The organism is Pelotomaculum terephthalicicum JT (assembly GCF_022410535.1).
Classification (GTDB): Bacteria; Bacillota; Desulfotomaculia; order Desulfotomaculales; family Pelotomaculaceae; genus Pelotomaculum_D; species Pelotomaculum_D terephthalicicum.
Genome location: NZ_JAKNBL010000001.1, coordinates 100,684 through 113,640 on the forward strand (window position 1 = coordinate 100,684; position 12,957 = coordinate 113,640).

General features: G+C 47.1%; 13 protein-coding genes. 1 reads left to right on the forward strand and 12 read right to left on the reverse strand.

Annotated features, from left to right (window positions below):
* Positions 1–18: 18 nt before the first annotated feature.
* The 12 genes from mocA to L9W92_RS00530 all read right to left on the reverse strand — a co-directional run bounded on the left by mocA (position 19) and on the right by L9W92_RS00530 (position 10,633).
* Positions 19–606, reverse strand: a complete 588-nt coding sequence (gene mocA, locus L9W92_RS00475) for a molybdenum cofactor cytidylyltransferase (protein WP_240081804.1) — start codon at positions 604–606, stop codon at positions 19–21.
* 195 nt (positions 607–801) lie between these two features.
* Positions 802–1,920, reverse strand: coding sequence for an XdhC family protein (locus L9W92_RS00480; RefSeq protein WP_240081805.1), 1,119 nt, complete (start codon positions 1,918–1,920; stop codon positions 802–804).
* 167 nt (positions 1,921–2,087) lie between these two features.
* Positions 2,088–2,285 carry a hypothetical protein gene (locus tag L9W92_RS00485; RefSeq protein WP_240081806.1) on the reverse strand — a complete coding sequence of 66 codons (198 nt, stop codon included), beginning with the start codon at positions 2,283–2,285 and terminating at the stop codon, positions 2,088–2,090.
* 103 nt (positions 2,286–2,388) lie between these two features.
* On the reverse strand, positions 2,389–2,949 hold the full coding sequence (locus L9W92_RS00490; protein WP_240081807.1) for a UbiX family flavin prenyltransferase: 561 nt from the start codon (positions 2,947–2,949) through the stop codon (positions 2,389–2,391).
* Positions 2,950–3,142: 193 nt separating this feature from the next.
* Positions 3,143–3,370, reverse strand: a complete 228-nt coding sequence (locus tag L9W92_RS00495) for a non-oxidative hydroxyarylic acid decarboxylases subunit D (protein WP_240081808.1) — start codon at positions 3,368–3,370, stop codon at positions 3,143–3,145.
* A 55-nt stretch (positions 3,371–3,425) separates the two neighbouring features.
* The gene (locus tag L9W92_RS00500; protein WP_240081809.1) at positions 3,426–4,847 is read right to left on the reverse strand and encodes a non-oxidative hydroxyarylic acid decarboxylases subunit C; all 1,422 of its coding nucleotides are present in this window, start codon (positions 4,845–4,847) and stop codon (positions 3,426–3,428) included.
* Between the two features lie 302 nt (positions 4,848–5,149).
* The gene (gene hcrA, locus L9W92_RS00505) at positions 5,150–7,519 is read right to left on the reverse strand and encodes a 4-hydroxybenzoyl-CoA reductase subunit alpha (protein ID WP_240081810.1); all 2,370 of its coding nucleotides are present in this window, start codon (positions 7,517–7,519) and stop codon (positions 5,150–5,152) included.
* Between the two features lie 15 nt (positions 7,520–7,534).
* Positions 7,535–8,029, reverse strand: a complete 495-nt coding sequence (locus tag L9W92_RS00510) for a (2Fe-2S)-binding protein (protein WP_240081811.1) — start codon at positions 8,027–8,029, stop codon at positions 7,535–7,537.
* A 21-nt stretch (positions 8,030–8,050) separates the two neighbouring features.
* The gene (locus L9W92_RS00515) at positions 8,051–8,920 is read right to left on the reverse strand and encodes an FAD binding domain-containing protein (protein WP_240081812.1); all 870 of its coding nucleotides are present in this window, start codon (positions 8,918–8,920) and stop codon (positions 8,051–8,053) included.
* Positions 8,921–9,099: 179 nt separating this feature from the next.
* A complete protein-coding gene (locus L9W92_RS00520; RefSeq protein ID WP_240081813.1) occupies positions 9,100–9,285 on the reverse strand; it encodes a hypothetical protein in 186 nt (61 codons plus the stop codon).
* A 15-nt stretch (positions 9,286–9,300) separates the two neighbouring features.
* Complete coding sequence (locus L9W92_RS00525) at positions 9,301–10,365, reverse strand: phenylacetate--CoA ligase family protein (protein ID WP_240081814.1); 1,065 nt, start codon at positions 10,363–10,365, stop codon at positions 9,301–9,303.
* Entirely contained in the window at positions 10,355–10,633 is a 279-nt protein-coding gene (locus L9W92_RS00530) for a hypothetical protein (protein ID WP_240081815.1), read from the reverse strand. Before L9W92_RS00530 ends, L9W92_RS00525 begins: the two co-directional genes overlap by 11 nt.
* 284 nt (positions 10,634–10,917) lie before the next feature.
* On the opposite strand from L9W92_RS00530, the gene L9W92_RS00535 reads away from it, so the two are divergent.
* On the forward strand, positions 10,918–12,858 hold the full coding sequence (locus L9W92_RS00535; protein ID WP_240081816.1) for a XylR N-terminal domain-containing protein: 1,941 nt from the start codon (positions 10,918–10,920) through the stop codon (positions 12,856–12,858).
* Positions 12,859–12,957: the final 99 nt, after the last annotated feature.

Below are 12,957 nucleotides of genomic sequence, written 5' to 3' on the forward strand. Positions count from 1 at the left end.
TAATCAGTATCATACGCATCATCTTTCCCAACCAGTTACCAAATCATGATAATCACCCCATGTATCCACGTCAAAAACAACCCCGCTGTCCTCAACATCCACCCTAACCAGGCTTTTAGAATGTCTGCGGATAACTTCCCTTGCGCCAACGTCACCCGAAAGGAAGGACATCTCTCCAAAAAAATCCCTGTCAAATAAAACCGGGTTTCCCCTTTTACCTTTAAAATAAGGAGCTACAATTCCCCCTGTTAACCAGTAATAGTGGATAAGCAGATTAATTGTCTGCACGCTCACCAGCGGCTGGTCTCCCAAGGCAAACAACGCAGCCCGCGTGGCGCTACTTAGCGACATTATACCGGCCTTCAGCGAGGTGCTTTGACCAGCGGCAAATTCATGGTTATTTATAATCCTGATAGAATATCCAGCCAGCACCTCCATCACCTGTTCAGCCCGGCTGCCTAGGATAACAACAACCTCATCCAACTGCGACATTAGCAGGTTTTCAACGACATGAGCGATTATCGGTCTTCCTCGATAGGCAAGCAGTTGTTTTGGTACACCCAAACGGGACGATGCACCAGCAGCCAGCACCACCCCCGCAATCAAAATGCCAAAACCTCATTTCTTAAACATTTTTTAGTACATGCATTTACAGAAATTTTAATATTTACAATGTTTTCTGTCAACATTTAAAAGCTTCGAGATTAGAAACATACCCTATGGTATTGTGGCTTCTCATCTTTCAGATTGTAAAACGGAACCATATCAGTATTTAAATATAATAGTAATACGTAGAAGTATTCAGTTTTTTACTTTAAAAAATTTGTTTTTAATTAACTTCCCTTCGCGCCATACATTAACAATCTCAGCGAGGATGCTTAAGGCGATCTCTTCCGGCGTCTCAGCGCCTATATCCAGGCCAATTGGCGCAAAAACCTCTTTCAATCGCTCAATAGAAATTCCTTCTGATTCTAGTTGTGTCATAACTCCCATTATTTTTCTGCGGCTGCCGATCATGCCAATGTATGCTACGGGCTTGTTGATCACTTCACGGAGGCACCCCAGGTCATGCGTGTGTCCCCTGGTTATAATCACAATAAAGGTGTCATCACCAGTTTCCAGGGTTTTTAAATAGTATTCGAAACCAGTGCAGATTACTTGTCCTGCTTCAGGAAAGCGAGCCATGTTGGCAAAAGAGGGCCGATCATCAACAACAGTGGTATTATAACCAAGTATGGCGGCCATTTTTACCAGCGGCCCGGCAATATGCCCCCCTCCTAAAATTAATATTTGAGGTGTCACAATACCCTGCTCAAATAACAACTCTAGTTTTTCTATCTTGTTTTGCGTTGCTTCGGCGGTAAGAGTGATCAGCCCGGGTTCCCTCGCCGTCCGGAACTGTCCGGCAAGAATGCGGGCTTGTTCTGTTATTTCTAATGCCCCCAATTCCCCGGCCTCATTGTCTGCCGGTAAAAAGGCCATTTTCCGTCCTAAAAGCTGCTTTTTTCCTTCATCAATGTCAGTTATTGTTACCAGTAGGAGAGGTTCTTTTTTTTGCAAAGAGGCAAGATAGGCCAATAGAACCAGCCTGGACTCGTTATCCTCGCAACTGAGGAAATCAATAAAGACTTCCATTGTACCTCCGCAGACCATACCCTCCCCGGCGGCAACGTCGTTTGTCAGATCCAGCCTGTGTTTTTTTGAAACTTTAAGATTCAGTACGTCAAGGGCCTCTCTTTTAACTTCAGCTTCCCCGCATCCGCCGCCGATGGTCCCGTAAACCCGTCCGTCCTTGAGTACCAGCATCTTAGCACCGGCATTCCGCGGGGTGGAGCCCGTTACCCGGATAACTGTTGCCAGAGCTGCATCTTCACCAGCTTCTCTGAGAGAAAGCAATGTTTTTATTAATTCCGAATCCATGCCGAAAACCTCCTCCATAAGAAAGATATACTTTCAATACCCCGCCGCTATTCCCGGATCCTTACCAGAAATTGTAAAATGCTCACACCCTGTGACATGGGTCAACATCCTCAACCTTCATACCCGGACAGGCATTAAGACTGAAGTGCAATATTCCCCTTGGATACCTATTCCCCTTGCTTATCGGCAGAAATAGCGCGGCTAGTAGTTTCATTATCCAATACACCGAACCCATATTCGCCTTCCAACGCTGTAGAATCATGCATACTGTTACCACAGTAAGGGCAGGCCGGATTGCTCAACCATCTCTTCTTGGACGCCGAAAAGCTTTCCCGGCAGCAATGCGGACAGATAATTTTATACACGTTTAACGCACCTTCTTTTTTCATAAAGTTGAGAAATTTGAATATTCAGTTAGCTTTTTTTAGTATGATGGTTTTATCCCAGCCGGGTCATCTGCTAAATAGATTATTTAATAGGCCATCTATTGAGCAGGGAATTTTCGATTCCCAATTGATCAAATATCCGGCCTATCATTTGCTTGATAATATCCTCTATTGTCCTCGGACGGTGATAAAAGGAAGGTACCGGAGGCATGATTATTACTCCGAGTCTGGACAATTTAAGCATATTTTCCAGGTGGATCGGGCTTAACGGGGTTTCACGCACCAGCAGGACCAGCTTGCGTCTTTCTTTAATTACTACATCAGCGGCACGGTTAATTAAGTTATCTGCATATCCGTTGGCTATCGCGGAAAGAGTTTTCATACTACAAGGAGCGATTACCATTCCCTGATGTAAAAAGGAGCCGCTTGCCGGTGGGGCAGCAATATCACTATTAGAAAACTGATGGCTGGCCATTTTCCCGATATCATCCAATAAATAATCAGTTTCCAGTTCAATTGTTTTTTGGGCTGAGTTACTTATGATTAATTGCGTTTCTATAGCTGCTTTATTAAATTCCTGAAGAAGCTTGATGCCGTATATTGCTCCGGTGGCACCTGATATTGCCACTACTATTCTGGTCAACAGTAATCCCTCCAGTTCTATCTTTCTGTCCGCTTAAATAACCATAAAAAACCTGATTTTGTCAGGGCAAAATTTACATTCAGTGGGGTCTCACCCGGGATGTTAGTTTAAAAAGGGCGACAAGGTGATACCCCACTGTTTTCTATAAAACGTATACATTATCTGTGCATTGACTAATGCAATTAGGAAAGAACTAGCTCTTTTTTAGCGGAGGAACGGGCACCAGAACTTGAAGATCTTCTATGTTTCCTTTGAGTTGAAAATACGGATCGCGCTTTTCTGGATTAATTACTTCATCCTCTTCTGTGTTACGCCACGTAAAGTTACAACGGCTGCAAACATACATCTCCCAAGCGCCACTGCCATCGGGAGCTTCAGCAAATTTCGCTGCGGTATCGTGTAAACAACGCACACACTTCATGCATTTATCCTCCTTTAATTAATCCCGATAATAATCTGAGATATAATTTATGAAACTACTTAACTGAAGCCTTTTTTTGGAGATCAGAAATTATTTTCTCGAAACCTTTTGAATTAGGATTATCAATTAGCCTTGTTTCGCGCAAAATCAGATCTGGAGGAGCCGGGTTGGTTGCGTCAATAATAAATTTACCTCCCATGCCGGGCGGTTCCGAGGTGGGATCAAGCGGCATGCCAGGTGTGTAAGGAATGACAATAACGTCTTTGTCGGGACGCACCCTGGCAGATAAGGACCACATGACCTGTTCCAAGTTAAACGGATCGACGTCCGGACCAACTAAGATGATGTTTTTACAGTAGGAAATGCCATGCGGTGTAGAAGCCAAACGGAAAGCAACAGACTTGGCATAGCCGCCAAAACGGTTAGCAGTGGAAACAATAGCGGTTAAGCCATGCTGATACATAGCATTGACTGCGACTATTTCGGGCATGGTCTCTTTCAACTGCTTGTAAAGCGGTACACAGGTATTAAGCGCTAACAGGTAGTCGATTTCAGTCCAGGGACGCCCCATGAAGAGGTTCTCGAAAATAGGATCTTTACGATGGGTGATACATTTCACTTTAATCCGCGTCTGGAGGCGAGTGCCTGAATAACTGCCTGGGAATTCTCCAAATGGCCCTTCCGCGAACCGCTGACGTGGGATAATTTCGCCTTCAATCACGTACTCGGCATTTGCCGGGATATCAAGATTACTTGTCAGAGCTTTAGCGATTTCACAAGGTATACCGTTAATTGCTGCAGCGTACTTGTACTCTGATTGATCGTAATTGATCGGTGTACTGGCCATAAATGTGAGCGCCGGATCAACACCTAAACAAATAGCGATAGGCAATGGCTTATTCATTTCTTCCGCTTTGGTAACATGTCTGGCAATATCATGGAAAGGTAAAGCCTGGATGCCAATGATATCTTTGCCTTGCACCTGCAACCTGTACGTTCCTACGTTTTCTGTTTCAAGGCTGTCCGGATCAAAAAGGTCTTTGGTAACAACCGATGCTTTTGAAAAGAAGCAACCGGCGTCATAAGCGTTAATCCGGAACATCGGCAACATCTCATCAATGTTGATGTTATCTTTAATTACAACTTCCTGACAAGCCGGCTTGCCAACATATTTAACTTCACCGGGATACCTATCCCATTTTTCGAGCAGATTAAAAAACTGTTCCTTAACTGTGGCAGTTTTATCCATACCCAACATTAAAGCATGGTTAGCCCAAGAACCATGGACGTTTAATACCACCCGCTTACCCGGGTGACCTTTAATATTTTCAATCATCACTGCCGGGCCGTTTGGCAAATCGCAGGCTGCGCGGCCAATTTCCCGGATAGTCGGTTCCGGTAAAATTTCATCAGTAATATGAACGAGCTGTCCTTCTTCTTCCAGTTTGGTTAAAAACGAGCGTAAGTCACGATACAATATAATACCCCCCTTAATTGAATTTTGGATTATCAGCAACACTGGTTTCTAAAATAATTTCCCGGGTCAATCTGTTCTCTCCCCTCCTTTCTCAAAACAAGGTAATTCCTCCCAGGGGATAATTAATGGAAATTTATAAATCAGTATAAATGACGATTAGGGAGGCTATGCTCTTTTGGAAACAAACTTCTATGCCGTTTTTTAAGCGACTAGAATAGAATAACTTGGCTAATACTCGGCCTTTTCATTGGATATGTGGCTCTTCTTGTATAAGTGGCGGCATGCCGCCACTTATAGGCTCTCTATTTTTGGATGCCTTCCTTTTCCCGCTTTTCCTTTAAAGCGCGCCATACCTTTTCGTAACTTAGTGGCAAGCTACTCACACGCACACCCATGGCGTCGTAAATAGCGTTGGAAAAGCAACCCATAGTGGGGATGGTAGCGCCTTCGCCAACTTCCTTAACGCCCCATGGCCCCGCCGGCTCACTGCTTTCCACAAGTTCCGATACAATCTTAGGCATATCTAACGACGTCGGCATCCGGTACTCTCCCAGGTTGCCGTTGAGGAGCTTTCCTTTATTGTCAAACACAACCTCTTCCCACACTGTCTCGCCCATACCCATATAGAGAGCGCCGTGTACCTGAGCGTGAAGCAGCGCCGGGTTAATCACCATGCCACAGTCGTGGACATCCCAAACTTCTTTAACATTGATTTCCCCGGTCTCCTCATCGATCTCAACCTCGCTGATTTGCGCTGCGAAGCTGTAGGCCGGCGAAGTTCCTACCGGAGCTCCCTTGAATTTGCCGCCGAGCTTGGGCGGGGCATAAACTCCACGCCCGACCAGCGGGCCTCTTTTAACAAAGAACGTTCTCGCGACTTCTCCAAAAGTCTTCCTGATTTCAGGGTTTGACTTGCAATATACTACTGCATCCCGGCAGTCCAGGTTATCAACGTCCACTTCCATCAAGACCGAAGCCATTTCCAAAACCTGCGCCTTGACCTCTTCACCGGCCTGTTTTACAGCAGAGCCGGACATGAGGGTCTGGCGGCTGGCGTAGGCGCCAAAATCATGAGGAGTAGTTTCAGTATCAGCGGTTACTATCTTCATATTGTCATAAGTGAACCCCATCGCCTCCGCGGCCATCTGGCAAAGGATGGTGTCGGAACCCTGCCCGATATCAGTAGCCCCGGTATAAAGGGTGGCGGCGGTGCCGTCCTCATGCACCTTAATCATGGCTGAAGCGTGGGGTAGATCTGTCCTGTAAATTGGGTAGCCGGCGCCGGTAACAAAACTGCCTGTGGCAATCCCAATCCCCCTGCCCTTGGGCAGTTTGCCTTTCTTATCTTGCCAGCCTGAAATCTCCCGCGCTTTTTCCAGGCAGGCCTTCATTTCGCAGGATTGGACACCGAATTCATTGGGGGTAATTGTATTCGGCCGGCGGGCATTCCGCAAACGCAGTTCAATGGGATCAATCCCCAGATGCTCAGCGACGTGATCCAGGTGACACTCAAAAGCATACCTGGGCTGGGGCGCCCCGTGTCCCCGCTGGGCGCCGCAGGCCGGCAGATTGGTATAAACCCTGGTCATATCAAATTTATAGTTGACAAAGTCATAGGTCAGGGTCAGCATGGCCCCGGCATAGTAAGCAGTGGCAATACCGAGGCTGGTATAAGCACCGCCGTCCTGAACGAAGTTGGCGTGCACACCGAGGATCTTACCGTTTTTATCCACGCCTGTAGTGATCTCCATAACCACCTTATGGCGTCCCCGGTTATGAGTGAACATCTCGGCGCGGTCGTAAAACATCTTGACCGGGCGGCCAGTCATCCTGGCTAAAACAGCCCCGGCGAACTCCAGAGCGGTCGGCTCCAGCTTACCCCCGAAGCCGCCTCCCACAAAGGTCTTGAGCACCCGCACATCGCCCATTTTCATGCCGAACTCCCGGGCGATATAATATTGAAAATAGTGTGGCGACTGCGTGCTGCAATAAACAGTCAGCTTACCGTCTTCCCAGATCGATATGGCCGAGTGGGGCTCAATCGGAGCATGGTAGGTGCGGTTCCCCACAAAGCGGTCGGTGCGCACGTAATAAGCGTCCTTAAACGCTTGCTCCACATCGCCGAAATTCTGGTGAATTTCCGTGTTTATATTGCCGGGGTACTCGTCGTGTACCTGCGGCGCGCCCTCTTTCATAGCCTCAATCGGGTCAAATACAGCCGGCAATTCCTCATATTCCACTTTAATTAACTTTAATGCCTTATAAACTGTATCCTCATCAATAGCGGCCACGGCAGCCACTTTATCACCCACATAGCGGACCTTGTCAATGCAGAAAATGTTCTCATCCCAGCGCGCCGGGCTGATCCCGTACTTCAGGCTGGGCACGTCCTTATGGGTAATGACAGCCTTAACCCCCGGGAGTTTTTCCGCCGCTGATGTGTCTATGCTCAAAATTTTGGCGTGAGCATACGGGCTGTGAAGGATTTTCCCCACCAGCATATTTGGAAACTTCAGGTCTCCGGTGTATTTCGCCTGGCCGGTAACCTTAACACGCCCGTCCATCTTGGGTACACTTTTACCTATAACCGAGTATTTCTCATCCTTTATCTTAAACTCGCTTATCTCCTCTGGTTTGTATTCTGTGTAGGATGTCCTTGTTTTTTCCTCCATATTTTTTCACCTCCTTTACTGCTCGTTAGCCGCGGCCAACACGGCCTTGACAATATTGACATAGCCTGTGCAGCGGCACAGGTTGCCGGCAATTGCTTCGCGCACTTCTTCTTCGCTGGGGCGGGGTTTGCGAGTAAGCAAAGCCTTGGCGGACATAATCATGCCCGGCGTGCAGTAGCCGCACTGCACCGCCGCGTTTTTCACAAAGGATTCCTGCAGCTTATCCAATTTTTCATTCTGCGCCAGTCCCTCGATGGTGACAATATCACAACCGTCCGCCTCTACCGCCAGTACCAGGCAGGAGTCTACCGGCTTACCGTCCAGCAGGACAGTGCATGACCCGCAGTCGCCTAACTCACAGCCTTTTTTAGTCCCGGTCAAGTCCAGTTCATCACGCAGGACATTAGCCAAGGTGGTATTAGCTTTAACAACTCTAGTGTAGCCGTCCTCATTGACGTTCAGAGTGATCAGATAACGCTTTACGCCATTTTTGTCTGTAATCGCCTTCATAAATTTTGTTCCCCCCTTCTCTTAGCAGTGTCCTTCTTTAATTGCTTTCGATAGGGCACGCTTAGTAAAAACCCGCACCATATCCTTCCGGTATTCGGCCGAGCCGCGAATATCAGAGATGGGCTTACTTTCACCGGCAGCACACACACCGATCTCTTCCAGCAGTTCTTGGGTAACTGCTTTGCCCTTTAACAATTCTTCTGCTTTCTTAGCCCGCATGGGTACAGGGGCCACAGCACCCAGGACAATCCGGGCCTCTTTACAAATATCCCCTTGCATAGAAACTGCGACGGCCACCCCAACTACTGCCAGGGCGCCTGAGCGGCGCAGCCCGAATTTTATATAGGTACTGCCGGTAAAGGATTGATCGGGGATAACAATTTCGGTTAGGATTTCGTTTTGTTTGAGCACAGTCTTACCCGGTCCGGTAAAAAACTCTTCCAGTAAAACAGTCCTTTCCCCATCGGTTCCGAACAGCTTTACCACAGCGCCAAGGGCAATCAGGATGGGAGGCAGGTCTGCGGAGGGTACGGCGTTCACAATATTGCCCCCCACCGTTCCCGTATTTCTGATCTGGTTATTGGCCATGTGGTGGGCGGCCTCACAAATTGAAAGATACTTTTCCTGTAGGGCTGGTGAATTAACCAGGTTATTGTGAGTAGCCCGGGCTCCGATAACCATTCCTTTTCCTTTTTTATAAAAAATATCAGTCAACTGGCTGAGGTTTTTAAGTGATACCAGTACCTCCGGCGCCAGGATATCTTGTTTCATTTTGGGTAAGACGTCAGTCCCACCCGCGATTACTTTTACCCTGGGGCCGAATTGCGCTAGAAGCCCGCACGCTTCCCACAAGCTTGTAGGTGCATAATACTCAAAATCCGGTAGGTACATAGCAAACCTCCTCTTTTTCGTTTTGCATTAACCGCAATATAATTTTTTGCACCCGCTTCTCAAAATTGTCATTTGCACTTTTTAAAAGAAGGTTTGACGGATCCCTATACGACTGCAACAATTACTTTAGTCGCATGTTATAGCACCGAGATCCGTCAAGCGTTTTAAGGAAGGCCAAACTAAGCGCCTAACACATCGGCAACATCAGTAATATCAAGTTCCAACATTTTGATCATCGCAGACATTCTCACAACATTCATTTCAACACATTTAATGCCGCTACCCATTTCTTTTAACTTGTCAACTTCTTGCATGATGTTCGAAATTGCATTGGCTATTTCGCGGAGGTTAACTTGTGCTGCCATTTATATCACCCCTTTTTAATGATTATTTCTGAGGTCTTTAAAGCGCTTGGCTTTTACTTGGTACCTGGGCAAGGACTCATAAGGATGACTTTCATATTCATAGTTCAGGTTGGTCTTCAGTCTCAACAATCTGGCCAGTTCGGTTTCTGTTTCTTTTTCCTGGCCCTCACAGCCGGGAGCCAGTTCATACTTTAAGGTAATCCGGTCGATATCTCCAACTTTATCGACAATCAATTCATACTCATCACCCAGTTGAGGCATGCTGCGTACTACTTCTTCCACCGCAACAGGACTAAACAGGACACCCTTAACCTTGGTGATATGGTCGATCCGGCCCTGGATCCCGCCTTTCAGCACGCGGAAGGTGCGGCCGCACTGGCAGGGCTCACCCCACATGGCCACGTCTTTACTGTCATAGCGGATGCAGGGCTGGGCCATCTTGTCAAAAGCAGTAATGACAACTTTCCCAAGCTTGCCTGGCTCTTCGACAGGCTGTCCGGTTTCCAGATCCAGCAGTTCGATCAGGAATAAACCTTCGTTAATATGCATGCCACCCGGCTTAGAAGTACATTCAAATCCCCAGGCGCCGATTTCGGTCGCGCCGATATGGTCGAATACATCACAGCCCCACGCATCCTCCATCCTTTTCTTGGTGGTAGGAATACTCGCACCCGGCTCTCCGGCGCACAGGATTCTCTTGATTCCCCATTCCTTCGGATCCATATTAAGCTTTTTCCGAGCGCCATCCGCCAAACCAAGCACATAAGTAGGCGTAGCCATAAAAGCGGTGACCCTGAGGTCTTTCATTTTCAATAATCTTTCTTCAGTGTTCAGCAATGCGCCTGAGACAACTTCAGCGCCGATCTTCTCACAGGCATAATGGCCGGCCCAGTAGGCGATAAAATTGTTATAACCGAACGGCAAAAATACCCTGTCGGTTTCCCTGAAACCCTGCGCCCACAGAATGTAGCACCAACTCTCAGTCCACCATTCCCAGTCCTGCCAGGTATCCGGTACATATATCGGCTGTCCCGTGGTGCCGCTGGTCTGGTGGTATTCTGTGACTTCTTCAAGCGGCACACAGGGCATCGCCATAAGGCCATGGTTGCTTAGCCTGAGCCTTGCGGTATTTGTCCTTTTCCAGCATCGGTACCTTCAAGACATCGTCCCAGGTTTTAATATCATCTGGCCTTAAGCCGGCTTCTTCATACATGCCCCGGTAAAGTCTCGAATGTTCATAGCCCCACTTAAAAATCTTTTTGAATTTCGTCAACTGCATTTCCTTCAGCTTGTCTAACGGCATAGTCTCCATGAATGGGTTCCAGTAAGTGTCTACGCTTTGTAACACAATAATTAGCCACCTCCATGATTTTTTTATCAATAAGCATGTATACTGAAGAATCCTGCCCATTGATTTACTGACATAAAAATTATCACACAAGTCAGAACTATTTCAACTATCCAACAAGACAGAATATTCAGTAGAATACTATCCAGCTTAATGGTTTTTGTTAGCAGTTCAATATGGTATATTTATGTACATAAAACCAGGATTAGCCTATAATGACTAATCTAAGAACAATAATTAACGTTAACTGGCTGAAGACTGGACACGTTTCTAAGGGGGTGTGGTTGATTATTCAGGATATACATTTTGACAAACTATTAAGATTGCAATCCGAGGCAGGAAAAAATTACATCAAAAATAACCGGGTGCTGATTCTTAATACCGACGCGCTCGGCAATCTGCGCAAAGACATTATCTGTACCTTGGGTACAGAACAAGCCAAGGGGCTTTTAATTCGCTACGGTTTTTCCGCCGGTTACCACGATGCCGCAAACTCCATGCGTGATTTTCCCTTGAGCGATAAAGCTGAAAGCTATCAGTTAGGTGTACTTTCCCACACATTTGTCGGTATGGCCCGTGTCACCCCTTTGGAGATCCAAAACAACGGAGGCAAAAGCAACTGGCTTTGCGAAGGCATATGGCATGATTCTTACGAAGCAGAGCATCACCTCAAACATTTCGGCCCTGCCACAGAACCGGTATGCTGGTCACTGGCGGGTTACGCCAGTGGTATTATGTCGGCTTTTTTTGGTGAACGGGTAATCATCAAGGAAGTATCCTGCACTGCCAAGGGCGACCCGCACTGCCGTTATATCGGGAAAACGCTAACCCAGTGGGGTGATGAAATTCTTCCCGACCTGCGCTACTATCAGGAAACCAACCTGAGTGAAGCCTTAGAGCAGACCTACGACAAGATCCGTGAGCAAAATGAAATACTAAAACAATCTATAGCCAACTACGAGCAGATAAACAAGATGATCTTAAACGGAGACGATCTGTCGACTATTGCCAGTACCGTGGGCCGGATCATTGGTGGAGCGATCCTTGTGGAAGACCAGTTCTTCCGGCCAGTCGCTCATTCTTTGCCCACAATGTCAACAGAAAAGAACTTGCCGGCTCAAGTATGCTCAGCCAGGGATATCTTTAACAATTGTCGCCACCGCCATCTGGCCGTCACGTTGAGCCAGGAAAAAAGACCGGTACTGCTCCCTCCGGAATCAACCAATAAACCATTCGCCAGACTTATTTCCCCGATCGTAACCGGCCAGGATATCCTGGGCTATGTTAGCGTTTTCAAAACCTCAGGGAAGTTCACCGGGCTGGCTCAGATGACCTTGGAGCGCGCAGCCACGGTTTTCGCCCTCAAGATGATGCAAACCCGGGCTGTGGCTGAAACAGAAAACCGTCTTAAAGGTGATTTTGTTGACGATTTAATCTCGGGTAACTTTAGCTCCGAAAGCTTGATTATTGAAAGAGCAAGCCACCTCGGCTATAATCTCAGCCAGTTCCACTGTGTTCTGCTCATTAATGTGGATAACTTTTCACGATTAATTGACAATTTCATGCTGGATGAAAGGCAGCTTCTCCAATTCAAGAGCCATCTTTGCGAAACGGTTAACCTGGCGCTTAATGCCTGTAACCTTCATGGCCTGGTTACGGCAAAAGGCAATAACACTATCGTAATCACCGCGCTGGAAGCAAATGCAACCTGTACCGGTACTGATCTGGCGCAAGCTATCCAGACAAAAGTTAGCCGGCGTTTCTCGAAACCCAAAATAACCGTTTCGATTGGTATTGGGGGTATTTGCTATGCACCCTCGGATTTCGCGCAATCCTACCAGGAAGCCCAGAAAGCATTAACAGTAATAAAAGGGCTAAACCAAAACAATACTGTGCTTTCCTTTGACAGTCTGGGTACTTATGGCCTGCTCATACACAACTCCAACCAGCAGGACCTTCTGTCTTATATGCAGAAACAGCTCGGCAAGCTGCTGGAATACGACGCCAGGCACCACACTCAACTGACAGAGACCCTTCATCTTTATTTCAGTCATGACAGCAATATTAAAGAGGCAGCCAAGGCTGCGGCTGTCACGCCAAGCGGCTTCAAATACCGGATTAGGAAGATATGTGAAATAGGTGGCTTTACTCTGAAAGAACCGGATAAGAGATTTGATTTACAAATGGCCTTAAAAATATGGTGCGTTAGCAGAGCTAGTGAGTAATAGACTTGCTTTAAACAAATATATTAAAGCTTAGTCCGTACGCCACTGGGCTAACACATGGGTTGGCCAGATCGGCAGGATCAACAAATAATTGGCGCC